Origin of the sequence: Streptomyces sp. NPDC058683 (assembly GCF_042716195.1) — a bacterium.
Taxonomy (GTDB): Bacteria; Actinomycetota; Actinomycetes; order Streptomycetales; family Streptomycetaceae; genus Streptomyces.
In genome coordinates this window covers 21380-46388 of sequence record NZ_JBHXSK010000053.1, presented here as the reverse complement: position 1 = coordinate 46388, position 25009 = coordinate 21380, and the positions used below count along the sequence as shown (strand labels likewise).

The 25009-nt window shown below is 71.2% G+C and carries 23 protein-coding genes; 13 read left to right on the top strand and 10 right to left on the bottom strand.

The genetic code is table 11. From position 1 onward, the window contains the following. Positions 1-130 precede the first annotated feature (130 nt). Positions 131-301 (top strand): hypothetical protein, encoded by a 171-nt coding sequence (locus ACFWXC_RS41860; protein WP_384487521.1) that lies wholly within the window; start codon positions 131-133, stop codon positions 299-301. 108 nt (positions 302-409) lie between these two features. Here the strand turns inward: ACFWXC_RS41860 and ACFWXC_RS41855 are convergent, their stop codons facing one another. From ACFWXC_RS41855 to ACFWXC_RS41835, 5 genes are all read right to left on the bottom strand, one after another. Beyond that, positions 410-1849, bottom strand: a complete 1440-nt coding sequence (locus ACFWXC_RS41855; RefSeq protein ID WP_384487563.1) for an ATP-binding protein — start codon at positions 1847-1849, stop codon at positions 410-412. Between the two features lie 9 nt (positions 1850-1858). Further along, complete coding sequence (locus ACFWXC_RS41850) at positions 1859-2596, bottom strand: response regulator transcription factor (RefSeq protein WP_384487561.1); 738 nt, start codon at positions 2594-2596, stop codon at positions 1859-1861. Between the two features lie 308 nt (positions 2597-2904). After that, the gene (locus ACFWXC_RS41845) at positions 2905-3492 is read right to left on the bottom strand and encodes an FMN reductase (RefSeq protein ID WP_384487519.1); all 588 of its coding nucleotides are present in this window, start codon (positions 3490-3492) and stop codon (positions 2905-2907) included. Continuing rightward, positions 3489-4601, bottom strand: coding sequence for an LLM class flavin-dependent oxidoreductase (locus ACFWXC_RS41840; RefSeq protein WP_384487517.1), 1113 nt, complete (start codon positions 4599-4601; stop codon positions 3489-3491). Before ACFWXC_RS41840 ends, ACFWXC_RS41845 begins: the two co-directional genes overlap by 4 nt. A 189-nt stretch (positions 4602-4790) precedes the next feature. Then, the gene (locus tag ACFWXC_RS41835; protein ID WP_384487515.1) at positions 4791-5399 is read right to left on the bottom strand and encodes a TIGR03086 family metal-binding protein; all 609 of its coding nucleotides are present in this window, start codon (positions 5397-5399) and stop codon (positions 4791-4793) included. Positions 5400-5476: 77 nt separating this feature from the next. Here ACFWXC_RS41835 and ACFWXC_RS41830 point away from each other — a divergent pair, with 77 nt between their 5' ends. Together ACFWXC_RS41830 and ACFWXC_RS41825 are read left to right on the top strand one after the other, a co-directional pair. Next, entirely contained in the window at positions 5477-6292 is an 816-nt protein-coding gene (locus tag ACFWXC_RS41830) for a DUF6597 domain-containing transcriptional factor (protein WP_384487513.1), read from the top strand. Positions 6293-6491: 199 nt separating this feature from the next. Continuing rightward, positions 6492-7526, top strand: coding sequence for a thaumatin family protein (locus ACFWXC_RS41825; RefSeq protein WP_384487511.1), 1035 nt, complete (start codon positions 6492-6494; stop codon positions 7524-7526). A gap of 54 nt (positions 7527-7580) precedes the next feature. On the opposite strand, the gene ACFWXC_RS41820 is transcribed toward ACFWXC_RS41825, so the two are convergent. After that, the gene (locus ACFWXC_RS41820) at positions 7581-9500 is read right to left on the bottom strand and encodes a sigma-70 family RNA polymerase sigma factor (RefSeq protein ID WP_384487509.1); all 1920 of its coding nucleotides are present in this window, start codon (positions 9498-9500) and stop codon (positions 7581-7583) included. A gap of 226 nt (positions 9501-9726) precedes the next feature. Between ACFWXC_RS41820 and ACFWXC_RS41815 the strand changes: the two genes are divergently transcribed. Continuing rightward, positions 9727-10740 carry a thaumatin family protein gene (locus tag ACFWXC_RS41815; RefSeq protein ID WP_384487507.1) on the top strand — a complete coding sequence of 338 codons (1014 nt, stop codon included), beginning with the start codon at positions 9727-9729 and terminating at the stop codon, positions 10738-10740. A gap of 32 nt (positions 10741-10772) precedes the next feature. Here ACFWXC_RS41815 and ACFWXC_RS41810 read toward each other — a convergent pair whose 3' ends face one another. Next, positions 10773-11243 (bottom strand): hypothetical protein, encoded by a 471-nt coding sequence (locus ACFWXC_RS41810; protein ID WP_384487505.1) that lies wholly within the window; start codon positions 11241-11243, stop codon positions 10773-10775. A gap of 125 nt (positions 11244-11368) precedes the next feature. Here ACFWXC_RS41810 and ACFWXC_RS41805 point away from each other — a divergent pair, with 125 nt between their 5' ends. The 4 genes from ACFWXC_RS41805 (at position 11369) to ACFWXC_RS41790 (ending at position 13694) form a co-directional block, all read left to right on the top strand. After that, positions 11369-11707, top strand: a complete 339-nt coding sequence (locus ACFWXC_RS41805) for a YnfA family protein (protein WP_360489005.1) — start codon at positions 11369-11371, stop codon at positions 11705-11707. Between the two features lie 53 nt (positions 11708-11760). Beyond that, positions 11761-12534, top strand: a complete 774-nt coding sequence (locus ACFWXC_RS41800; RefSeq protein WP_384487503.1) for an SDR family NAD(P)-dependent oxidoreductase — start codon at positions 11761-11763, stop codon at positions 12532-12534. Beyond that, positions 12534-12710, top strand: coding sequence for a hypothetical protein (locus ACFWXC_RS41795; protein ID WP_384487501.1), 177 nt, complete (start codon positions 12534-12536; stop codon positions 12708-12710). Before ACFWXC_RS41800 ends, ACFWXC_RS41795 begins: the two co-directional genes overlap by 1 nt. A 153-nt stretch (positions 12711-12863) precedes the next feature. Then, complete coding sequence (locus ACFWXC_RS41790; protein ID WP_384487499.1) at positions 12864-13694, top strand: hypothetical protein; 831 nt, start codon at positions 12864-12866, stop codon at positions 13692-13694. Positions 13695-13741: 47 nt separating this feature from the next. Here the strand turns inward: ACFWXC_RS41790 and ACFWXC_RS41785 are convergent, their stop codons facing one another. Then, a complete protein-coding gene (locus tag ACFWXC_RS41785) occupies positions 13742-14935 on the bottom strand; it encodes an RtcB family protein (protein WP_384487559.1) in 1194 nt (397 codons plus the stop codon). A 228-nt stretch (positions 14936-15163) separates the two neighbouring features. Between ACFWXC_RS41785 and ACFWXC_RS41780 the strand changes: the two genes are divergently transcribed. From ACFWXC_RS41780 to ACFWXC_RS41770, 3 genes are all read left to right on the top strand, one after another. Further along, entirely contained in the window at positions 15164-16042 is an 879-nt protein-coding gene (locus ACFWXC_RS41780) for a DUF3558 domain-containing protein (protein ID WP_384487497.1), read from the top strand. A 132-nt stretch (positions 16043-16174) separates the two neighbouring features. Further along, entirely contained in the window at positions 16175-17086 is a 912-nt protein-coding gene (locus tag ACFWXC_RS41775) for a DUF3558 domain-containing protein (RefSeq protein ID WP_384487495.1), read from the top strand. A gap of 99 nt (positions 17087-17185) precedes the next feature. Beyond that, positions 17186-18547, top strand: a complete 1362-nt coding sequence (locus ACFWXC_RS41770; RefSeq protein ID WP_384487493.1) for a DUF2637 domain-containing protein — start codon at positions 17186-17188, stop codon at positions 18545-18547. A 77-nt stretch (positions 18548-18624) separates the two neighbouring features. Here ACFWXC_RS41770 and lysS read toward each other — a convergent pair whose 3' ends face one another. Continuing rightward, a complete protein-coding gene (lysS, locus tag ACFWXC_RS41765) occupies positions 18625-20367 on the bottom strand; it encodes a lysine--tRNA ligase (RefSeq protein ID WP_384487491.1) in 1743 nt (580 codons plus the stop codon). 415 nt (positions 20368-20782) lie between these two features. Between lysS and argS the strand changes: the two genes are divergently transcribed. After that, positions 20783-22540, top strand: coding sequence for an arginine--tRNA ligase (gene argS, locus ACFWXC_RS41760; protein WP_384487489.1), 1758 nt, complete (start codon positions 20783-20785; stop codon positions 22538-22540). A gap of 197 nt (positions 22541-22737) precedes the next feature. Continuing rightward, the gene (locus ACFWXC_RS41755) at positions 22738-23511 is read left to right on the top strand and encodes a DUF4253 domain-containing protein (protein ID WP_384487487.1); all 774 of its coding nucleotides are present in this window, start codon (positions 22738-22740) and stop codon (positions 23509-23511) included. 47 nt (positions 23512-23558) lie between these two features. Here ACFWXC_RS41755 and ACFWXC_RS41750 read toward each other — a convergent pair whose 3' ends face one another. Then, positions 23559-24752 (bottom strand): PLP-dependent aminotransferase family protein, encoded by a 1194-nt coding sequence (locus tag ACFWXC_RS41750; protein WP_384487485.1) that lies wholly within the window; start codon positions 24750-24752, stop codon positions 23559-23561. Between the last annotated feature and the right edge of the window lie 257 nt (positions 24753-25009).

The following is a 25009-nucleotide window of genomic DNA, read 5'->3' as shown; positions in this document are numbered from 1 at the left end:
ACGACTCGCGAAGTCGCAGATTACCGCCTTGACCTGCGATATCACCGGGTTTCGGGCACATCGGCCACCACCTTGGGCCGTGCACGTGGGCACAGTCGGCGGCGTCGATCCGAACCCCGGAAGGAACCCGATGGACCCCGTCCTCGTCTCTGCCGTCTGCCGTGTCGTCGCCCTTCTGATCCTGGCGATCGCCGCCGTGATCATCGTCCGTACCGCGCTCGGCGACACCGAGTCGAAGGACAGGGCACGGATTCTCACCGCCGTCGCGGCGATCATCCGCGCGCTGTGGGGCAAGCGGTGAGCCCCCGACGGCCCGTGACCGTCCGCCTGCTCGATCCCCGCCGACCCCCGCTTCTCCGCGCGGCGCGCCATCCGCGCATCCCCCGGCCCGTGGCGCGAGGGGCGTGGTTCACCCGCGCGGCGCCCCGCCGCCCGCGAGCCCCCCGCCCACCGTGAAGCCGATCACCGCGCCGCCGCCCTCGCGGCGGAAGGCGAAGGGGGCTCCGCCGTGGGCCATCGCGACCTCGCGGACGATGGAGAGGCCGAGGCCGGAGCCGGGGAGGGAGCGGGCGTCCGCGGCGCGGTAGAAGCGGTCGAAGATCCGGATCAGGTCGCCCGCGGCGATCCCGGGGCCGCGGTCGAGGACCTCCACGCGGACCGTGCCCGGCCGGGCGGGGCCGGTGACGTTGATCTCGATGGGTGCCTTGCCGTCCCGGTCGAACTTGGCCGCGTTCTCGACCAGGTTGGAGACGGCCCGCTGGAGCATGCCGGGGCGGCCGTCGGTGGTCGTGTCGCCGCTCGCGCGGAGCAGGATCTCGCGGCCGGTACGACGGCGGGCCAGCCCGGCGACGTCCTCCGCGATGTCGGCCAGGTCCACCCGCTGCGGCGGCTCCGCGTCGGACTGCCCGGCCGCCAGGTCGACCAGCTCGTTGACCAGGTCGGTCAGCTCGCGCGCCTCCTGGCCGAGGTCGGCGACGAGTTCGTCCCGGGTGGCCGGCGGCAGTTCGTCGATACGGCGGAGCAGGGAGATGTTCGTCCGGAGCGAGGTCAGGGGCGTGCGGAGTTCGTGGCCGGCGTCCTGGACCAGCCGCCGCTGGTCCTCCTCCGACTGGGCCAGCCGCCCCAGCATCCGGTCGAAGGCCCGGCCCAGCCGGCCCACCTCGTCCAGTCCCGTCACCGGGACCTGGATGCCGAGCTGCCGGGTGCGGGCCACGTCCTCCGCGGCCGAGGTGAGGATCACCAGCCGACGGGTGATCCGGCGGGCCAGCCACCAGCCGAACAGCCCCGCGGCGACCACGACCGCCGCCATCAGCGCCAGCGTCCGCTGCTGGAGCGCCCGCAGCAGGTCCTCCGTGTCGCTGAACTCCTGCGCCACCTGCACCGCGCCCCGGCCGTCGCCGAGCGCCACCGTGGCGATCCGGAACAGGTCGTCGCCGACCCGGACGTCCTTGTGCTGGGCCGTCGTCCCGGCCTTCTCGGCCATGGCGGCCGCCCGGTCCGCGTCGGTGACGGGCAGCACCGGGCTGCCGTGGTCGACGGTCTCGCCGTGCTCGCCGAGCACCTGGACGTCGGTGCGGGGCGGCCGGACCAGGTCATGTCCCGGCTTGGAGGAGAAGAAGTCCGCCGGGACCATCCGGTGCTGCTTGACCTCGTCCTGGACGTCGGAGACGACCTGGGTGAACACCGACTGCTCGTCCACGCGGACCAGCCGGGCGGCGGCGTTGTACGACAGGATGCCGACGACGATCGTGACGGCGGCGGTGACGGCCGCGAAGGAGACGACGAACGTGGTGCGCAGGGAGACGAGCCTGGGCCGACGCCTGACCAGCACCCGCCGGAGCCGCCTCAGGCGGCCCACTCAGTCCTCCCGCAGCACGTAACCCACGCCCCGGACGGTGTGGATCAACTGTGGGGCGCCGGGCTCGTCGAGCTTGCGGCGCAGGTAGCCGACGTAGACGGCGAGGTTCTTGGAGCCGGGGCCGAAGTCGTAGCCCCAGATACGGTCGTAGATCGTGGAGTGGTCCAGGACGATCCCGGCGTTGCGGGCGAGCAGTTCCAGGAGCTCGAACTCGGTACGGGTCAGCTCCAGCTCGCGCCGGCCGCGCCAGGCCCGGCGGGCCTGGAGGTCCATCCGCAGGCCGGCCGCCTCTACCTGCCGGTCGGAGATCTGCGGTTCCCCCCGGCCGGGGTCGGCGACGGCGCCGCCCGAGCCGCCGCCCGAGCCGCCGCCGGTGGTCACCGGGGAGGTGCGCCGCAGCAGGGCCCGCAGCCTCGCGAAGACCTCTTCGACGTCGAAGGGCTTGACCACGTAGTCGTCGGCGCCGGCGTCCAGTCCCGCGATCCGGTCGGCGGTCTCGACCAGCGCGGTCAGCATCAGGATGGGGGTGCGGTCGCCCTCGGCGCGCAGGACGCGGCAGACCTGGAGGCCGTCGATGCCGGGCATCATCACGTCGAGGACGAGGACGTCCGGCCGCTCTCGATGGGCGTGCGCCAGGGCTTCCACACCGTCCGCGACCGCCGTCACCTCATAACCCTCCAGGGTGAGGACCCGCTCCAGGGCGTGGCGGATGGCGCGGTCGTCTTCGGCGAGCAGCACAGTCTGGGGCACTCACCCAGTCTGCCAAGGCCTCCGGCGGTTCGGCCGGGGTGAGCGGGCCTACGATCACCCTTTTTACCTGGCTCTCACCGTCACAGAGGCAACCGGGCGCGTCGGATTTCGGGTGCGGGCGGGTGGGGGCTGGTCGCGCAGTTCCCCGCGCCCCTTACGGGGCGCTGCCCAGCCGCGTCCTCCATAGCTGCGGGCAGTCGTGCCACTGGGGCGGCACGGGTGGGCACTGGGGGTACCCCCTCTGGGGGAGGCACCCTGCCGGCGCCGGTAAGCGAAACCCCCCGCCCCAGCCGACCTCAGCTCGCCGCCAGCCTCGCCAGCTGTTCCTCGAACGGCACCACCGCCGGCGGAGCCTCCTGCCGCACACCGCTCAGCCCCGTCATCAGCGCCGCCAGTTCCCCCGCCGCCCGCTCGATCCGGGCCTCCAGGCCCTCCGCGCCCCAGTCCTCCGACGCCGCGTAGACGCCCGTCGGCACGACCACCGCCCGCAGGTACGCGAACATCGGCCGCAGCGCGTGCTCCAGCACCAGCGAGTGCCGGGCCGTACCCCCGGTCGCCGCGATCAGCACCGGCTTGCCCACCAGCGCTTCCTTGTCCAGGACGTCGAAGAACGACTTGAACAGGCCGCTGTACGAGCCCGTGAACACCGGCGTGACCGCGATCACGCCGTCCGCCTCCGTCACCGCTTCCAGCGCGGCCGCCAGCCTGCGCCCGGGGAAGCCGTTGGTGAAGTTGTGCGCGATCTCGACCGCGAGGTCGCGCAGCTCCACGACCTCGACCTCGACACCGGCGGCCTGCCGGCCCACCGCGGCCGCCAGCCGGTCGGCCAGCAGCCGGGTGGACGACGGCACGCTCAGTCCCGCCGAGACGACGACCAGCTTCATGCCCCGACCTCCTTCTTGTCCGACGCCGAGGCCTCCGAAGCGGCCGCGGCGAGCAGCGAGGCGTGCGTGGGCGCCTCCGGGACGTTCGCCGGACGGCCGTTCGCGAACTCCTTGCGCAGCACCGGTACGACCTCCTCGCCCAGCATGTCGATCTGCTCCAGGACCGTCTTCAGCGGCAGCCCCGCGTGGTCGACCAGGAACAGCTGGCGCTGGTAGTCGCCGGCGTACTCCCGGAAGGCCAGCGTCTTCTCGATGACCTGCTCGGGCGTGCCGACGGTCAGCGGGGTCTGGTCGGTGAAGTCCTCCAGGGAGGGCCCGTGGCCGTAGACCGGCGCGTTGTCGAAGTACGGCCGGAACTCGCGCACCGCGTCCTGCGAGTTGTGCCGCATGAACACCTGGCCGCCGAGACCGACGATCGCCTGCTCGGGCGTGCCGTGCCCGTAGTGGGCGTACCGGGACCGGTACAGCTCGACCATCTGCTTGGTGTGGTCGGCCGGCCAGAAGATGTTGTTGTGGAAGAAGCCGTCACCGTAGTAGGCGGCCTGCTCGGCTATCTCCGGCGAGCGGATCGAGCCGTGCCAGACGAACGGGGCGATCCCGTCCAGCGGCCTCGGGGTGGAGGTGAAGCTCTGCAGCGGTGTGCGGAACTTGCCCTCCCAGTCGACGACGTCCTCGCGCCACAGCCGGTGCAGCAGGGCGTAGTTCTCGATGGCGAGGTTGATGCCCTGCCGGATGTCCTGGCCGAACCAGGGGTAGACCGGGCCGGTGTTGCCGCGGCCCATCATCAGGTCCACCCGGCCGTCGGCCAGGTGCTGGAGCATCGCGAAGTCCTCGGCGATCTTCACCGGGTCGTTGGTGGTGATCAGGGTGGTGGAGGTGGAGAGGATCAGCTTCTCCGTGCGCGCGGCGACGTAACCGAGCATGGTGGTCGGCGACGACGGCACGAACGGCGGGTTGTGGTGCTCACCGGTCGCGAAGACGTCCAGCCCGACCTCCTCGGCCTTCAGCGCGATCGCGACCATCGCCTTGATGCGCTCCCGCTCGCTCGGCGTCCGACCCGTCGTGGGGTCCGGCGTGACATCGCCGACCGTGAAGATCCCGAACTGCATGCGCGCTCACCCTCCAGGTTGTTTACCGTTCAACTATACCCAGAGAACGAGACCCCACCCACCGGTATTCCCCAAGCCCCACCCACCGGCGTTGCCCAAGCCCTACCGCCGCCGTTGCCCAAGCCCTACCACCGGCGTTGCCCAAGCCCTATCGCCGGCGTTGCCCACGCCTCTTCCGTACGTCGCCCCCTACGCCTTCCAGCCCGGGTCCCGCCCGGTCACCCCCAGCAGCCGCTCGAACTCCGGCGCCCCCTGCACCACCGCCACCGGCTCCCCGAACATCCCCATCGCCCGCGCGGTCGGCGCCAGCCCCGCGACCTGCCCCGCCAGCTCCGCCACCACCGCCGGGTCGGCCGACGGCTCCCGCTGGCCGGTGGCCCGCGCCAGCTCCCACCCGTGCACGGTCACATCGAGCAGCGCCATCGAGCCCAGGGTCCGCGCGGGCATGTTCATCGTCCCCGCCGTGCCCTCCTCCGCCCCGGGCACCGACCAGGCCGCCACCAGCGCCTGGGCCGCCTGCGTGAACCGCTCCCGCCAGTCCGCGCCCTCCCCGACCCGGTCCGGTGTCCGGGTGAAGTCCACCGACCCCTTCGCGGCCAGCTTCCGGAACTCCACGATCACGTGGAAGAGGTGATTGACCAGGGCCTTCACGTCGTACTCGGCACAGGGCGTGCGCCCCGCGAGCGCCCCGTCCGGGATCCCCCGCACCACCGGCAGGGCCCCGTCCACCGCCCTCCCCAGCAGCTCACCGATGCCGTACTCCCGCGACTCCCGCGCACTGTTCGTGTTCGTCTCCATGCCGACGACCGTACGAACGCGCACCCGCACCCCTCTTGAACAAACGCGACGCGCGGCGCCGGACGTACGATCCGGCCATGGCCGCCGCCTCCGTCCACGACACCCGCGGGATCGTCGACCCCGCCGGGCTGCTGTCCCGCGTACGGTTCCGCCGCCACCGGCCCGCCGAGCCGCTGCGCCGGCACGTCGAGACGTACTGGTTCATCGACTGGGACCTGCCCGAGCCGTACGTCTCCCACGTGGTCCCGCATCCGTCGGTCAACCTCACCTTCCAGTGGGACGAGGAGGAAGGGCCGCCCTACGCGGAACTGACCGGCGTCGCGCTCGGCCTCTACGCCCGCAAGCTGACCGGCCGCGGCCGGGTGTGCGGTGCCAAGTTCCGCCCGGGCGGCTTCCGGCCGTACGCCCCGGCCCACCCGGTCTCCCACTGGACCGGCCGGGCGCTCCGGGCCGACGAGGTGTTCCCGCAGGCCCGCCCCGACGCGGCCCGGGACATCGTCACCCCGGCCGACGACCGCGACCGGGTGGCCGCCCTGGACGCCTTCCTCCTGGCCCTCGACCCCGCCCCCGACCCCCAGGCCGACCGGGCCATGGCCCTGGCCGACCGCATCCGCGCCGACCGCACGGTCCGCCGGGTGGCCGACTTCGCGCAGGCGCAGGGCATCTCGACCCGCACCCTGCAACGCCTCTTCGCCGCATACGTGGGCATCACCCCGAAGTGGGCCATCCTCCGGTACCGGATCCACGAGGCCGTGGAGCGGGCGGGCGGGGAGCAGGCCGTGGACTGGGCGGCCCTGGCCGCCGAACTCGGCTACGCCGACCAGGCCCACCTGATCCGCGCCTTCAAAGCGACGGTGGGCGTCTCGCCGACCGCGTATGCGGCCGGCATGTGAAGCGGACCCCGTGATCGAAGCGCCCCTTCAGGGGCGCGGGGCTGTATTCGACTTGCGGCTACCGCCGCGTGGGCGCGACCGGCCCGCATCCACATCAGCACACCCGCACCAGCCACCCCATTTCCGTTGTCCCACCGCCCCTGTCCGGGTCTCCCCTACGTAAGCCCACGCCCGTGGGAACGGACAGGAGCCCCGTGCCATGCCGCACCACCACCGCCGCCGCCACCGACCCCGCCGGTACTCCGGCCTCGCCGCCACCGCCGCCGTAGTCCTCACCTGCCTCGCCCTGGTGACCGGCGTGGTGCTGGCCCGTATGCAGACGGGCCCCGCCTCCGACCGGCGGACCGCCACCGCCGACCCGGCGGCGACGCCCCGTACGACAGCCGCCGCCACCCCGCTCGCGAGCCCCTCCCCGAAACCGTCACCGACCCCCTCGGCCTCGTCGCCTCCGCACGCCGGTACATCGCCCTCGGCCAAGGCCTCCTCGCCCTCCCGCACGGCACAGCAGCCGACGGCCGCCGCCAAGACCCCCGGCAAGCGCACCATCACCCTCGTCAACCGGCTCGACCAGACCATCTGGCCGGCCATCGCCGCCGACCCCAAGCACCCGGTCGAGGCGACCGGCTGGGTCCTGCGCCCCGGCGCCAGCCTGAGCTTCCGCATCCCCGACCACTGGGACGTCCGCCTCTGGGCCCGCACCGGCTGCTCCTTCGACGCCGCCGGCCGCGGCCACTGCCTGACCGGGGACTGCGGCCGCTTCCAGTGCGGCTCGACCTGGGGCGAATTCCCCTCCACGCTCGCCGAGTTCAACCTGAACGCCTGGAACGGCATGGACTTCTACGACGTCAGCCTGGTCGAGGGCAACAACCTGCCGATGTGGATCAACAGTTACGGCGGCTCCTCCCGCGACCGGATCGACGCGAACGGCTGCTCCGCGACCGGCTGCACCCGGGACGCCAACGCCACCTGCCCCGCCAAGCTCCAGCGCGTCCGCGACGGCCATGTCGTCGCGTGCCTCAGCGCCTGCCTGGTGTTCAAGACCGACCAGACCTGCTGCACCGGCGCCTACGCGGCCCGCCCCCAGTGCGTCCCGTCCTCCTGGCCCGTCGATTCCGCGGCCGTGTTCAAGGCGGCCGAGCCCAACGCCTACTCCTACGTCAACGACGACGCCACCAGCGTGCTCACCTGCTCCGGAGAGTGCGGCTACCGCGTCACCTGGGGCGTGAGCCCATGACCCCGAGGGGGCCGGCGCCCACCGCCGCACGGCGGTCGCACCGGCCCCCTCCGCTCAGCGCGCCGCCTGGAAGGCCCGGCCCGCCGCCGTGGCCGCCGTACCGTTCGTGAACAGCCCGCTGCTCGGCTTCGACGGGTCGGCGCCGAGCCCGAACCACGCGTAACGCTGCAGGTACGGCAGCGCGTCCAGCGCCTTCGCGGACGCGGTGACGAAGTCCGCCTGCTGCTGCGCGGACGGGAAACGCGTCCCCTGCGAGAAGTCGATCAGCGCGTACTCGGTGAGCCAGATCGGCTTGTGGTACCGCTCGTACACCGAGGCCAGATACGAGGTCAGCTGCTGCACGGCCTGCGGGGTGCGGAAGTCGCCGCCGTACCAGTGCAACGTGATGAAGTCGACCCGGTACCCCTTCGCCTTCGCCCCGGACATGAACCGGTCCAGCCAGCCACCGGACGTGTCCGCGCCGTACGCCACCGCCGGGCTGCCCAGCACCTTGCCGGCCCCCATCAGCCTGGGCCACAGCTCCAGCGCCTGCTCGACCGTCATGTTCGACTGCTGCGCCATGTCGGGCTCGTTGAACCCCAGCAGGTACGGCCCCTGCGCTCGGGCCTGCGCGAGCGACGCGTCGGTGACGGAGGCGGCGCCCCAGGCCATGGGCACGAAGGAGGCCGAGCCCGGGGTCGTCACGCCCTGGTGCTGGGTGTTCCAGGTGTAGTACCAGCTCGCCCCGCTCGCGGCCAGCGCCTGGCTCACCCCGTTGAACGACCACACACCGACACCCTTGCGGGCGCTGGAGGCGACCTGCACGGGGGCCACCGTGCGCGGGGACGGAGTGGGCTTCACGGACTGGCTCGGGGACGCACTCGGCTTGGCGGACCGGGAAGGCGACGGGGACGGCGAGTGCGTGGGGCTCGGGGAGGTGACCGCCACCGGCACCGACGGACGCGGAGCCGCCTGGGCCACCGGGGCCGAAGGGCCCGCCGTCAGCCGGGCCGCGACCAGCGCGGCCACCGCGACGACCGCGACCGCCGCCGAGCCACCGACCACGACCTGCTTGCTCACCGCCCGCCGGGCCCGCCGGGCGCGCCGGCCCGCATGCCCGTGCCGCCCGCGAGCAGCACCGGACGTACCGGATGTACTGGGAGTAGCGGGGGTACCGGAAGTCGCTGTGATGTGGGCGAGCACCCGTGCCGGATCGAGACCGGCCGGCACGGCCACCAGCGGCAGACCGCCCAACAGCCGGTCCATCGGCAACAGCCCCCGCTCCAGGCCCGCGCACTCCCCGCAGTCACGTATGTGACGGGCGAACCGCTTGCGCCACAGGGAACCCGGCGTGCCGTCCCACGGCGCGGCGATCTCGTCCAGCCGGGCACAGCGCGGCTCGGCGCCCAGCCCGCGCACCACACACCGCGCGACCTCCATCTGCTTCTTCATCCGCTGCACCCGCACGGCGGCATGCCGGTCGGACAGCCCCAGCGCACCGGCGAGGTCGGCGCGCTCCAGCTCACCGGTCTCCTCCAGCCACCACAGGGACAGCAGCTCCTGATCGTCCGGATCGAGCCATCGCGTCGCCTCGGCGATCTCCCGGCGCTGCTCGGTCAGGCCCAGCCGCAGGATGGTCAGCCCGGCGAAGTCCAGGTCGGGGTCGGCCAGCACCTCCGCGTCCTCCAGCCGCGCCCTGCGGTCGCGGTCGGTGGCCCGCAGGCTCTCCCGGTTGCGCACCTGCCTGATCGTGATCGCGACCAGCCAGGACCGGAACGCCGACGGATCCCGCAGCTTCGGCAGCCCGCGCACCATGCGCAACAGCGTCTCCTGTACGACGTCGTCGACATCGGCATGACCGTTCAGGGCCCGGCCGACGATGTTGTAGACCAGCGGCAGGCAGTCGGACACCAGCTGCTCCAGGGCCCGCCCGTCACCCGCGCGAGCGGCCGTCACCAGGCCGGGATCGGGCCCCCTCCGGTGGTTCTCGATCATGTGGGTCTGTTCCTCCGCGCAGGGATCCGGCTCTTGGACCGGCCTCGGTACCGGCTGTCGGACCGGCTTGTGATGTGGAGACCCTCCGAGGCACACGGGGACAACAGAAAACCGGCGGGCCGACGTCGAAACCTGTTCGAGTCCGCAATTTATGTTGTACGGCCGCCGCGCACGAGGTCCCCGAGAGGCAGGCACACATCCGGCACCGCCCGAGGAAGGCCCGAGGATGGCACGAGGACGCAGAAGACACGGCGCGAGACCACCGCGACGCCGCTGGTGGTACGCCTCGGCGGTGGCCGCGGCCCTCGCGACGGCGGCCACCGTACTGATCACCTACGGCGCGTGGACACCGTCACCCGGAACCGACACCGCGAGCACACCGGACCGCCGGACGGCCGCAGCCCCCTCCGCACCGCCGGCCACCTCGCCCGCGCCTTCCGCCGGCCACAGCACGTCGCCCTCCCCCTCCACGTCCCCCTCGGCATCCCCGTCCCGCTCGGCCAAGCCGTCGGCCACGACCGCCCGGAAACCGGCCGCCACGCCGGAACAGCAGGCCCCGGCGTCGGCCCCGGCCGGCCGGCGTCTGATCACGGTCGTCAACCGGACCGCGCAGCCGGTCTGGGCGATCGTCACCAACACCGCCGTCTACCCCGCGGGCCGCAGGCTGGCCCCCGGCCAGAGCCTCTCGCTGACCGTGGCCAACAACTGGGGCGGCCGCATCTGGGGCCGTACCGGATGCACCGGCACCGCCGCGGGCCCCTGCGCCTCCGGCGACTGCACCAGCGTCTGCACCGGCCCCAACCCGCCCACCACCCTCGGCGAATTCACCTTCGACGCGTACGCGGGCATGGACTTCTACGACGTCAGCATGGTCGACGGCGCCAACCTGCCCATGTACATCAACATCTCCCACACCACGACCACCGACCCGGTCAGCTCCACAGGCTGCTACCACGGCACCTGCACCACGGAGATCGACTGCCCCAAGGCGATGCAGGCCCTCTCCGGCGGCCAGGAGATCGGCTGCAAGCCGCCGTGCGCGGCGTTCGGCGGCGACACGTACTGCTGCCGCGGCGCCTGGGCGGGCCGCGACAACTGCGTCCCCGCCAAATGGCCCGTCGACTACACCCAGGTCTTCAAACGGGCCGCGCCGTACGCCTACTCCTACGCCTTCGACGACGCGGCGACCATGCCCTGCAAGGGCGCCTGCTACTACCGGGTGACCTTCGGCACGACCTAGCGTTCCGGTCAGAATTCCGGTCAGAATTCCGGTCAGAAGGCGTACGGGTCCCCGGTCGCCAGCACCAGCACCCGCTGCCTGTCGTTCGTACGGTCGTGGTCCACCGCTCCCCCGCCCCACGCCACGTCGACCTCCAGCGTCACCTCCGACGGCCGCGCCTGCAGCCGTACCGGAACCACCAGCTGCTCGCCGGGCAGGTCGACGGCGAGCGGCCCGGTGCCGCACACCACCTCCCGGTCGCCGGAGCGGGCACAGGCGGCCGGCAGCTGCTGCGTGTCCGCCAGCGCCGCCGACCAGCTCAGCCGCACGGTGGCGTCGGACACGGTGTCCGGCCCGAGGTTGCGCGGAGTCACCCGGACCTCCACCAGGTCCCCGCTCATCACGACCGACCCGTGCACCTCGAGATCGGCGTCCCCTGCCCAGGCGGTACCACCCGCCCCGACCACCAGCGCGCCCACCGCCACCGCCCCGACCACCGCAAGCCCGCAACGACGCATCGCCATGTCACCCGTCCCGTCCATCCGTCCATCCCGTCCGTCTCCGGCGTTCATACGGATGTATGCCACCCCTACCCCGTCGCAGGCGCCCTCCAACAGGTGACAGCCGGACGGCATGGCAGGCTGCGAGCATGCTGATCCTCCGCTCCGCCGCGCTGTTCGTCGTCGCCGCCTTCTTCGAGATCGGCGGCGCGTGGCTGGTCTGGCAGGGCGTACGGGAGCACCGGGGCTGGCTCTGGATCGCCGGCGGGATCCTCTCCCTCGGCGCCTACGGCTTCGTCGCCACGTTCCAGCCGGACGCCCACTTCGGCCGCATCCTGGCGGCGTACGGCGGAATCTTCGTCGCGGGCTCGATCCTGTGGGGCGTCGTCGCCGACGGCTACCGCCCGGACCGCTGGGACCTCACCGGCGCGGCGGTCTGCCTGGCGGGCATGGCAGTGATCATGTGGGCGCCGAGGAACGGCGGCTGAGCCTCGCCTAGGCTGGAAGGAGCCGACCGCCCGCCGAGCATCAGGAGCACCGTATGGCCACCGCACCGTCCGCCGCCTCCCGCATCGCCGTCGTCACCGGTGCGAGCAGCGGAATCGGCGCCGCGACCGCCCGACAGCTCGCCGCCGCCGGTTACCGCGTGGTCCTCACCGCCCGCCGCGAGGACCGTATCGAGGCGCTGGCCAAGGAGATCAACGAGTCCGGGCACGAGGCGACCGCCTACCCGCTGGACGTGACGGACCGCGCGGCCGTGGACGAGTTCGCGACCGCCTTCAAGACGATCGCCGTCCTCGTGAACAACGCCGGCGGAGCCCTCGGCGCCGACCCGGTGGCCACCGGCGACCCGGCCGACTGGCGCACGATGTACGAGACGAACGTCATCGGCACCCTCAACCTCACCCAGGCCCTGCTGCCCAGGCTGGAGGCGAGCGGCGACGGCACGGTGGTCGTCGTCTCCTCCACCGCCGGCCACGGCACCTACGAGGGCGGCGCCGGCTATGTCGCCGCCAAGCACGGCGCCCACGTCCTCGCCGAGACACTCCGCCTGGAGATCGTCGGCAAGCCGGTCCGGGTCATCGAGATCGCCCCCGGCATGGTCAAGACGGACGAGTTCGCGCTGACCCGCTTCGGCGGCGACGAGGAGAAGGCGGCGAAGGTCTACCAGGGCGTCGCCGAGCCCCTGACGGCCGAGGACGTGGCGGACACGATCACCTGGACGGTGACCCGCCCCAGCCACGTCAACATCGACCTCCTGGTGGTCCGCCCCCGCGCCCAGGCCTCCAACTCCAAGGTCCACCGGGACCTGTGATGCAGGACCCCCCGGAGAACGACCCCGCGGCCGCCCTGGAAAGCGACCTGGACAAGCGCCGCCTGGCACAGGAGACCAGAAACGAACGCCAGGTCTGGTACTTCCTGGCCTACTTCCTCTTCGGCATCCACTTCCTCGCCTTCGTGATGATCTACGCGGTCCATCACGCGAAGTGAGCGCCGGATAACCCACACGGGCGAACCTCATCGATCACCCGATCGCCGCACGAACATCCACCCTAGGCTCGCGCCACACGATCATTCGACGGCCCTCGGCAGGGATGGCACTCCCGGCCGAGGGCCTCGCCAGCATGGAAGTGGAGGCTTCCCGTGGCTGAATGCGAGCCTAACGCGCACCGGTTCATGGACCTCGCGGCGCCTGAGTACGCGTACATGTTCGGGTTCTTGCAGGCGGATGGACACCTGCACCAGGGCGTCGGCCAGAAAGGGCGCCTGACCGTCGAACTAAGCATCAGGGACGTCGACCTGCTCTACCGGTTCAAAAGTCTGACGCCGTACTACAGCAGCGTCACCGAACGCACTCGGTCGACGAACTTCGCGGAGAACCATCACTCTGCAACGTGGACACTGTGCTCCCTCGAGGCCAGGACAAAACTCAATCAACTTGGGCTGCCTTACGGGCGCAAGTCGCAGCAAATCAGCCCACCGAGCGTCGCCTTCTCTCAGCGGGACTACCTTCGGGGGCTCATCGACGCCGACGGGTCGGTGGGCTACACCGGTCCGGGGCTCCCCTTCGTCGCTCTGACCACCTCAAGCACCGCCATCAGCACATTTCTGTGCTCCTATGCGCAGAGCATCACGGGAGTCGAGCGCCTGATCAAGCGCAACGCACGTGACGGGGTCTACAACATCTCCTACGAAAAGGAGGCTGCTCAAGCCCTGGTGACAGACCTGTACTACCCAGGCTGCCTGTCCCTCGGCCGCAAGCAGGTCAAGGCAGACGCACTCGCCTCTTGGCGGCGTCCGCTCGACATGCGAGTCGCGCACTCACGCCCTTGGACGGCACAGGAGGACTTGGTACTGCTTCAGTCCCACGACGTCGTCGCCGTAGCCGACAAACTGGGCCGCACGGAGAGGAGTTGCCGGATGCGCCTCTGGCGGCTCCGGAAGGGTCACCTGCTCACACCGAGTGACCACTGACGATCGGCCGTGGGACCCGACCGCAACGTCTGGGTCCCACAGCCATGTCAGCCCTTCACACACAGGAACTGCTTCAGCTTCGCAACGACCTGAACGAGATCGTGCTGCTGCTCCATCACTTGGTCGATGTTCTTATAGGCACCCGGAATCTCGTCCAGTACGCCAGAGTCCTTACGGCACTCCACTCCCCTTGTCTGCTCCTCCAGGTCCCGTACCGTGAAGTGCCGCTTGGCGGCGTTCCGACTCATCCGCCGACCAGCGCCGTGCGAGGCGGAGTTGAATGCCTTCTCGTTTCCAAGCCCCTTCACAATGTACGAACTGGTGCCCATCGAACCCGGGATGATCCCGAACTCACCAGAGCCGGCGCGGATCGCGCCCTTACGGGTCACCAGCAGGTCCCTGCCCTCGTACCGCTCCTCCGCCACATAGTTGTGATGGCAGGAGATCTCCGGTTCGAAGGCCGGCTTCGCCTTCTTGAACTCCTTGCGGATCACGTCCTTCAGGAGCGCCATCATCAGCGTACGGTTGTACTTCGCGTACTCCTGCGCCCAGAACAGGTCGTTGCGGTACGCCACCATCTGCGGGGTGTCCGCGACGAAGACGGCGAGGTCACGGTCGACCAGGCCCTGGTTGTGCGGAAGCTTCTGGGCCACGCCGATGTGATGCTCGGCGAGTTCCTTGCCGATGTTCCGGGAACCCGAGTGCAGAGTGAGCCAGACACATCCCTCAAAATCGAACAATAGTTCGATATAGTGATTCCCCGAGCCGAGCGTTCCCATCTGCTGATGCGCTCGCCCCTCACGGAACTTGACCGCATCCGCGACCCCGTCGAACCGCCCCCAGAACTCCCCCCACCCGGCCGTCGCCAGCCCGTGGAAGTCCCCCGGCTCGACCGGATCGTCATGCATCCCCCGCCCCACCGGAATCGCCTGCTCGATCTTCGACCGCAGTCGCGACAGATCCCCCGGCAGGTCGTTGGCGGTCAGTGACGTCTTCACCGCCGACATGCCGCAGCCGATGTCGACGCCGACCGCCGCCGGGCACACGGCCCCCTGCATGGCGATGACCGAGCCGACCGTGGCGCCCTTCCCGTAGTGGACGTCCGGCATGACCGCCAGGCCCTTGATCCACGGCAGGGTCGCGACATTGCGCAGCTGCTGGAGCGCCACCTCCTCGACGGCGGCCGGATCGGTCCACATCCGGATCGGCACCTTCGCGCCCGGCATCTCCACGTACGACATGGCTTCCTCATTCCCCCGCGGACAATCAAACAAAAAGGACAAAAGACTTAATGAATGCATAACGCAAATGCGTCGCCAAGGCCACCTAAATCAGACTTGGGACCGGCGTTCACGGCAGTGCGTGCGATACACATTGTCTCCAGGGGACGCCCCGCTGCGGCAAGCGATTAACCAGCGGGGACACTGGAGCAGGACCGAGCGACCCAGTGAACGGAAAGGAGCCTGACCGTGCAGCGGAAGGCGTACGTAACCGGCACCGCCGCCCTCCTCGCGGCCCTGCTGGCCGGCTGCACGAGCGGTTCCAGCGGTGGCGACGACATCAGCGACAAGAACGCGGACACCGGCACCTCCACCGCCGCCGCCCAGCCCGGCAAGTACCGCACCCTCCCGGAGCCCTGCGGCGCGGTCGGCCAGGACACCCTCGACTCGCTGCTCCCGGGCATCGCCCAGATCGCCGACGAGGAGCAGCGCGACAAGGCGTACGCGGGCACGGCCACGCTCACCTACGACACGGACCGCAAGGTCGGCTGCCGCTGGAAGGTCGAGTCCGCCGACGCCACGGACCGGCTGTCCGTCGACTTCGAGCGCGTGGTGTCCTACGACAACGCGGTCAGCGACGACAACGAGGCGCAGACGATCTACACGCAGCGGGAGTCGGCGGCCGGCATCCCCGAGTCCGCGCCCCCGAGCGCCACCGAGTCGGAGTCGCCCTCCGGGCCGGCGTCCGGAACGGCGTCCGGGACGCCGACCCCGTCCCCGTCCTCCTCCGCGCCCACGTCCACGTCCCCCTCGGGATCCGCCGGCACCTCCGCCTCGACGTCCGCCACGGCGTCCACCTCGGCCTCCGCCTCGACCACCCCGGTCGACCTCCAGCCCCGCACCCTCGCCGACCTCGGCGACGAGGCGTATCTCGACGACCAGCTCAGCGGTTCCGGCTCGACGGCCGAACAGCGCACGGTGACTGTGGTGTTCCGCACGTCCAACGTCGTGGTGACCATCGAGTACGAGGAGCAGCCGATGGCCACCGGGACCGTCCCGGACAGCAAGGAACTGCAGGACAGGGCCCAGAATCTGGCCGCCCAGCTGGCCGAGGACCTCAACAGCTGAGCGCCCGGGCACGCCGTGCACACCCCGCCCGCAAAGCCCGCGAACCGAAACCGCACAGCTTCCTCACCGCGTACCGTGGCCCCTCGGACCCGATCCGACCGCAGGAACCCCGAACGTATGAGTGAAGGAACCATGCAGCGAGTAGCAGTCCAGCAAGACGGCCGGCGCGACCGGAACGAGCGGAACGCACAGCGACGGGCAGGGCGCCTGCGCCGCGGCCTCGTCTGTGCGGTCGCCGTCCCCGCCGTGGCGCTGTTCGCGGCGGCCTGCTCCTCAGACTCCGACGACGCCGCGAAGGAGACGGGCGGCGGTTCCAACCCGGCCACCGCCCCCGCCGGCTCCGGCTCCGATGCCGGCACCGCCGCTTCGCCGACCGTCCAGGCGGCCAAGTACCAGAAGCTGCCGAAGCCGTGCGCGGTGCTGTCGAAGAAGACGCTCACCGCACTCGTACCGAAGGGTGCGAAGTCGGGCAAGGAGGGCGCTTCGGACGATGTGGCCACGCGGGGCAGTTGCTCCTGGAGCAGCCTGGACAACAACGGCGTCAAGGGCTCGCAGTTCCGCTGGCTCAACGTCTCCTTCCTCCGCTTCGAGTCGGACGCCAACCGCGGCTCCGGCGAGAAGCAGGCCAAGGCGTACTACGCGAGCCAGTGGCAGGAGGCGCAGTCCGTGACCGGCGCCAAGAACACCAAGTCGGAGCCGGTGACCGGGACCGGTGACCAGGCGACCGTCGTGCACTACGACCTGAAGAAGAAGGAAGGCTCCTTCCGGCAGCAGACGGTCGTGGCCCGGGTCGCGAACGTGGTCGTCACCGTCGACTACAACGGCGCGGGTCTGGCCGGCGAGAAGACCCCGGACGCGGGCACTCTTTCGAAGTCCGCCCAGAAGGCCGCCAAGGAGGCGGTGGCCTCGGTCGCGACGGCCAACGGCTCTGCCGCGACTCCGAGTTCACCTGCGGCGACGACCTCGAAGCCGGCCTCGAAGGAGCCCTCCAAGTCGCCCTCCGCGAGTGCGTCGCCCTCCAAGTCGTCAACCAAGAAGGGCTGACCGGCAACACGCGCGCCGCACTGATGTGCCACCCTGTTGCGCGCAACAACATGCAAGGGGAGGGGAGTACGGGTGGCCGCGCCAATACAGCTGACTCGGATGCACCGCATTCTCATAGGTGTGGTCGTGGCCGGCGCGATGATCATCGCCGGCATCGGCTTCGCCGGTTCGTACGCGGCCGTCCGTGAGCTGGCCATCAAGAAGGGCTTCGGGAACTTCGCCTATGTCTTCCCGATCGGCATCGACGCGGGCATCTGCGTCCTGCTCGCCCTGGACCTGCTGCTGACCTGGATCCGCATCCCCTTCCCGCTGCTGCGGCAGACGGCCTGGCTGCTGACCGTCGCGACGATCGCCTTCAACGGCGCGGCGGCCTGGCCGGACCCGCTGGGCGTGGGCATGCACGCGGTGATCCCGATCCTGTTCGTGGTCTCGGTCGAGGCCGCCCGCCACGCGATCGGCCGGATCGCGGACATCACGGCGGACAAGCACATGGAGGGGGTCCGCCTCACCCGCTGGCTGCTCTCCCCGGTGCCCACGTTCCTGCTCTGGCGCCGGATGAAGCTGTGGGAGCTGCGCTCCTACGACCAGGTCATCAAGCTGGAGCAGGAACGTCTCGTCTACCAGGCGAGACTGCGCTCCCGCTTCGGCCGGGCCTGGCGCCGCAAGGCCCCGGTGGAGTCCCTGATGCCCCTGCGGCTGGCCCGCTACGGCGTCCCCCTGGCCCAGACGGCCCCGGAGGGCCTGGCGGCGGCGGGCATAGACCTGCCGGCGCTCCTGCCGGCCCCCGCACCCGCTCCGGTCGCCGCCGCCGCGCCCGCTCCCGCTGCCGTCCCGCAGCAGGCGGCGCCTGCCGGCGAGCAGCGCCCCGAGCTGGTCCCCGGCCCCGACGCCGGGCAGCGCGCATACGCGCCGGAGTCCGCGCCGGAACCCGACCCGCAGCTGAACCCCTGGCTGCACGCGAGGGACCCTCAGCAGATCGAGTACCACGGCGACTACGACCCGACGTTCGAGCCCCAGTACACCGAGGAGCAGTACGCGGCCTGGCAGGCGCAGCAGCAGTACGAGCAGGAGCAGTACCAGCGGGAGCAGTACCAGCAGCAGCTGGTCCGGCAGCAGCAGCAGTTCCCGCCCGCCCAGTTCGCGGAGGAGCAGTTCCCGCCGGAGCAGCAGCCGCTCCCCGAGGAGTCCGCGTCGGAGACGACCGGCAGCTTTCCGATCCCCTCCGGCCCCGGCCGCACCCGTGAACTCGGCGAGGGCGGTGGCCCCCCGGAGCCGACCGAGGAAGACTTCTACCTGGTCTTCAAGAAGTCGATAGACGGGGGCTACCCCAGTTCGAGCCAGTTCAGGGGCGACGTGGAGGCGACGTACGGCACGACCCTCCCGCAGCGCGAGGCGGAGCGCATGGTCAACCGCTTCACGAACCGTCACACGGCGGAACTGCAGGAGGACCACATCGCGTAGGACGCGCACGGCATGAGCATGAAGAAGGGGCCCTCCGCCGAAGAGGGCCCCTTCTTCGTGCTCATGCCGATGCCGGCTTACTCCCCAAGCAGGACCCGCACCCGCTCCTGCCCCACGGCGAGCAGCAGCGTGGGCAGCCGGGGCCCGGTGTCGCGCCCCACCAGCAGGTGGTAGAGCAGCGCGAAGAACGTCCGCTGGGCCGTCTTGATCTCGGCCGGCAGCTCCTTGGGCGTCGCGTCGGCGGAGAACCCGGCCTGCACCTTGGGCACGCCGTACACGAGGTGCGTCAGCCCGTCCAGGGACCAGTGCTCGGCGAGCCCGTCGAGCAGCAGCCGTACCGACTGCTGGGACGCCTCGTCGAGGGACTTCAGCAGCTCGGCGTCCGGCTCGGCCCGCACGATGGTGCGCTGGTCGGCCGGTACCTGGGTGTTGATCCATGCCTCGGCCTTGTCGTACCGCGGCCGCACCTCGTCCACCGATCCCAGCGGGTTGGCCGGGTCCAGCTCGCTGAGGATCCGCAATGCCTGGTCCTCGTGCCCGGCGGTGATGTCGGCGACCGACGCCAGGGTCCGGTACGGCAGCGGCCGCGGGGTCCGCGGCAGCTCACCGGCGGCCGTGCCCACCGCACGCGCGTGCGCGGCGACGTCGGCGGGCAGCGCGGCGCCCTCGCTCACCTTCGCGTCCAGCTTGTCCCACTCGTCGTAGAGCCGCTGGATCTCCTGGTCGAAGGCGATCTTGAAGGACTGGTTGGGCCGGCGGCGGGCGTAGAGCCAGCGCAGGAGCTGCGGCTCCATGATCTTCAGCGCGTCGGCGGGCGTGGGCACGCCGCCGCGCGAGGACGACATCTTCGCCATCCCGCTGATGCCGACGAACGCGTACATGGGCCCGATGGGCCGCTGCCCGCCGAAGATCCCGACGATCTGCCCGCCCACCTGGAAACTCGACCCCGGCGACGAGTGGTCGACACCGCTCGGCTCGAAGACGACGCCCTCGTACGCCCAGCGCATCGGCCAGTCGACCTTCCAGACCAGCTTGCCCCGGTTGAACTCGCTCAGCCGGACGGTCTCGGTGAAGGCGCACGCGGTGCAGACGTAGGTCAGCTCGGTGGTGTCGTCGTCGTAGGACGTGACGGTGGTCAGGTCCTTCCCGCAGTCGCCGCAGTACGGCTTGTAGGGGAAGTATCCGGCGGAGCCCGCGGAACCGTCGTCCTCGCTCGCCGCGCCCGAGCCCTCCTCCGCCTCCAGCTCGGCCTCGTCGACGGCCTTCTGCTGCTGCTTCTTCGCAGGGGCCTTCTTGGTCCGGTACTGGTCGAGGATCGCGTCGATGTCCCCGCGGTGCTTCATGGCGTGCAGGATCTGCTCCCGGTACACCCCGGAGGTGTACTGGGCGGTCTGGCTGATCCCGTCGAACTCCACGCCCAGCTCGGCCAGCGACTCGGTCATCGCGGCCTTGAAGTGCTCGGCCCAGTTCGGGTACGCGGAGCCCTTCGGGGCGGGGACGGAGGTGAGCGGCTTGCCGATGTGCTCCGCCCAGGACTCGTCGACCCCGGCGACACCGGCCGGCACCTTGCGGTAGCGGTCGTAGTCGTCCCAGGAGATCAGGTGCCGGACCTGGTGCCCGCGCCGCCGGACCTCGTCCGCGACCAGGTGCGGGGTCATGACCTCCCGCAGGTTCCCCAGGTGGATGGGGCCGGACGGGGAGAGCCCGGACGCGACGACGACCGGTTTGCCCGGGGCCCGACGCTCCGACTCCTCGATGACCTCATCCGCGAAACGGGAGACCCAGTCGGTGGTCTCGGTGCTCTGAGCCACGATCGGCACGTCCTTCTTTCTGACATGGGACAGCCGGTACGGTCGCACGGCTGACCGCTCCATTGTCCCAGGCCCTACGGCATCCACGAAAACGCCTTTACACAAGCGCGCCCCACAGGCGGCGCAACCGCCGTCTGGCGGCGCAGCCGCCTTTTGGGGGCGCGGGGCTGTACCGATCTGCGGCTCCGCCGCGCGAGCGCGACCAGCAGGCGGCGCAACCACCTTCTGGCGGCGCAGCCGCCTCTTGGGGGCGCGGGGCTGTATCGATATGCGGCTCCGCCGCGCGGGCGCGACCAGCCCCCACCGCGCCGCACCCGGCCACCCGCCACGCACCCCCCGAGCTCCTAGCCGCAAAAACCCCTTTACCCCCCGTGAAATACTGGTCCCGTCCACCCGCACCCACGAGGAGAACGGCTCCCACCCCATGGCCTCGGTCACGTCGCTCACCGATCTCGTCAATCAGCGTCTCGCGGACGCCCTCTCGGCAACCCTGCCGGAGGCCCCCGTCGACCCGCTGCTGCGACGCAGCGACCGGGCCGACTTCCAGGCGAACGGCATCCTCGCCGCCGCCAAGAAGGCCAAGGCCAACCCCCGGGAGCTGGCGACGCAGGCCGTCTCCCACATCGTCACCGGCGCGGACCTGATCCAGGACGTCGAGGTCTCCGGCCCCGGCTTCCTCAACATCACCCTCTCCGACAGGGCGATCACCGAGAACCTGACCGCGCGGTACGCGGACGGCGACCGGCTCGGCGTACCCCCCAAGGCGCACCCGGGCCTCACGGTCATCGACTACGCCCAGCCGAACGTCGCCAAGGAGATGCACGTCGGCCACCTGCGGTCCGCGGTGATCGGCGACGCCCTGCGCGGCATGCTCGACTTCACCGGCGAGCGGACGATCGGCCGGCACCACATCGGCGACTGGGGCACCCAGTTCGGCATGCTCATCCAGTACCTGATCGAGAACCCGGACGAGCTGTCCCCGGAGACCGACACGGACGGCGAGGAGGCCATGTCGAACCTGAACCGGGTCTACAAGGCGTCCCGGGCGGTCTTCGACGCGGACGAGAACTTCAAGGAGCGGGCCCGGAAGCGGGTGGTCGCCCTCCAGTCCGGCGACAAGGAGACCCTCGACCTGTGGCAGCGGTTCGTGGACGAGTCGAAGGTCTACTTCTACTCGGTCTTCGAGAAGCTCGACATGGAGATCCGCGACGACGAGATCGTCGGCGAGTCGGCGTACAACGACGGCATGCCCGAGACCGCCCGCCTCCTGGAGGAGATGGGGGTCGCGGTCCGCTCCGAGGGCGCGCTCGTGGTCTTCTTCGACGACATCCGGGGCAAGGACGACCAGCCGGTCCCGCTGATCGTGCAGAAGGCGGACGGCGGCTTCGGCTACGCGGCCTCGGACCTGACGGCGATCCGCAACCGGGTCACCGGCCTGCACGCCACCTCGCTGCTCTACGTCGTGGACGTGCGTCAGTCGCTGCACTTCAAGATGGTCTTCGAGGCGGCACGGCGGGCCGGCTGGCTCACCGACGACGTCACCGCGCACAACATGGGCTACGGCACGGTGCTGGGCGCGGACGGCAAGCCGTTCAAGACGCGTGAGGGCGAGACCGTACGGCTGGAGGACCTGCTGGACGAGGCGGTGCAGCGGGCCGCCGGGGTCGTCCGGGAGAAGGCGCAGGACCTCACCGAGGCGGAGATCCAGGAGCGGGCCCAGCAGGTCGGCATCGGTGCCGTGAAGTACGCGGACCTGTCGACGTCGCCCAGCCGGGACTACAAGTTCGACCTGGACCAGATGGTCTCGCTGAACGGCGACACGTCCGTCTACCTCCAGTACGCGTACGCCCGTATCCAGTCGATCCTCCGCAAGGCGGGGGACGTCCGGCCCGCCGCGCACCCGGAGCTGGAACTGCACGCGGCGGAGCGGGCGCTGGGCCTGCACCTGGACGCGTTCGGCGACACGGTCTTCGAGGCCGCGGCCGAGTACGCCCCGCACAAGCTGGCCGCTTACCTGTACCAACTGGCGTCGCTGTACACGTCGTTCTACGACAAGTGCCCGGTGCTGAAGGCCGACACCCCGGCCCAGGTGGAGAACCGTCTCCTCCTGTGCGACCTGACGGCCCGCACCCTCCACCAGGGCATGGCCCTGCTGGGCATCCGGACGCCCGAGCGGCTCTGATCCGACGACGACGGACGGGCCGTCCCCTCCCGAGGGGGCGGCCCGTTCGCGTGCGCGGGATCGGCAGCCGGTGTTGTCGAAGCCCCGGAACGCGGCCCTGGTCGCGGGTCCGGCGACGTCCACCGGGCGAAGGTTGACCGGAACACTTCATGTGGGCGCCAACGTCGTTGTCAGTGGCCGCCCTTACAGTCTGTGGCATGGCGACTCTTCCCAACCCGCTGCCCAAGCTGGCGACCGACCCGAGCGGTCGTTCCCTGGGGCTCCAACTCCCGCCCGGCACGCTGCTGGACGAGACCCTCGACGGCCCGTGGCACCAGCCGTTGCTGTGGTACGCGGGACAGCCCGCCGGTCCCGGCACCTGGACGGCGCTGGGCGCCCCGGCCGGCCGCGCGGGGCTGCTGCCGGTGCTCATCGACGTGTCCGAGGTCGACGACTGGGACTTCGCGCCCGAGGAGACGTCGTACCCCGGGGACCACGACGCCGACGAGGTGCTGGAGGACTACTGGGAGGAGGACCCGCCGGACGGCGAGGAGTGGCCGGGGCTCGCCCTCGCCCCGACGCTGGTCGCCGACCCGGACGCACGGGCCGCCGATGTCGCCGACGCGCTGAGCCAGGGACGGCCCTGGCTGAAGGAGCCGCACCTGGCGCTGGTGTCGGCCCGGCGCAGCGCGGACATACCGGCGGCCATCGGCTGGAGCGGGCCGGTGCACTACGAGGAGGACGTGGCCCGGCTGTGCGCGGTGCTGCGCTCCTGGGAGGACCGCTTCGGGATCCGGGTGGTGGCCCTCGGCCTGGACCATCTCGCCGTCTCCGTGGCCGCCCCGCCCGCCGACCTCGACGAGGCGGAGGCGGTGGCCGCCGAGCACTTCGCGTTCTGCCCGTACAGCGTGCTGCCCGGCGCCGATGACACCCTGTCGTCGTACGCCGAGCAGCTGGTCGGCGAGCGGCTGTGGCACTTCTGGTGGGACTGACCGGGAGGGACTGATCCGGTGGGACTGCCCGGTGGGACTGACCCGCCTCAGCCGTTGAGCCCGGCGGCCAGCCTGCGCAGCCCCTCCCCGATCTCCTCCGGCGTCTGGGTCACGAAGCACAGCCGCAGGGTGGAGCGGTCGGGGTCGGCGGCGTAGAAGGGCTCACCGGGGACGTAGGCCACGTCGTGCTCCACCACCCGGCGGAGCAGGGCGGTGGTGTCGTACGGCTCCGGGAGCCGGGCCCAGAGGAACATGCCGCCCTCGGGCCGGTTCCAGGTGGAGCCGGCCGGCAGGGCGTCGGCGAGGCCGGCCAGCATGGCGTCCCGGCGTGCGCCGTACACGGCACGCACGGTGGCGACATGGCCGTCCAGGACGTCCAGGTACCGGGCGGCCGCGAGCTGGTTGAGGGTCGGGGTGTGCAGGTCCGCCGCCTGCTTGGCCACCGCGCAGGCGCGGCGCAGTGCGCCGGGGGCGCGGAGCCAGCCGAGGCGCAGGCCGGGGGCCATCACCTTGGAGAAGGAGCCGAGCAGGACCACCCGGTCCGCGGCGCCGGGGAAGGACGCGATCCAGGGGACGCGGTCGCCGTCGTAGCGGAGTTCGCCGTAGGGGTCGTCCTCGACGATCCACAGGCCGTGCCGGGCGGCGGTCGTGGCGAGGGCGGCGCGGCGGGCGGCGGGCATGGTGCGGCCGGTGGGGTTCTGGAAGGTCGGGACGAGGTAGAGGAGTTTGGGCCGCTCGGCGCGGATCAGTTCCTCCAGGGCGGCCGGGTCGACGCCGTCCGCGTCGCCCGGGACGGGCAGGATCCGGGCGCCGGCCAGCCCGAAGACCTGAAGTGCCGCCAGATAGCAGGGGCTTTCGACAAGGACCGTGTCGCCGGGGTCTATCAGTGCGCTCGCCAGGAGGGAGAGGGCCTGCTGGGAGCCGGTGGTGACGAGCAGGTCGTCGGGGTCGGTGGGCAGGCCCTGTGCGGTGACGCGTGCCGCCAGCCCGGATCTCAGGGCCGGCTCGCCCTCCGTCGTCGAGTACTGCAACGCCCGTTCCGGCGACTCCTCCAGCACCGTCCGGAAGGCGGCCGAGATGCCTTCCCGGTCGAAGAGTTCGGGGGCCGGCAGCCCGCCCGCGAAGTTGATCACCTCGGGGCGTGCGGTCACCGCGAGGATCTCCCGCACCGGCGAACCGCCGACGGTACGGGCCCGGGCCGCGAGCGGCGGCAGGGCGGCTGGGGCACTGGTGACGGTCATGGACGGCTCCTCGGGCTGATCCTCGTCTTGGCGGGAGCCTAGAGAGGTGGATGCCGTCTACACCCGTAATTCCGCGATATGGACGAACGGCGCCGGGCACCGGATCCGGGTGCGCGGGCGTCCCGTCCCGCCGTCCCAGGGAGTGGGATCCGTGCAGGTCGGAGGCGTGGACCGGGTTCACCCGTCCCGAATCACCGGTGAGGTCTGGCGGTCCGGGCCCGCCACCCCACAGGCTGAGGGCACACCGAGATCGCCGA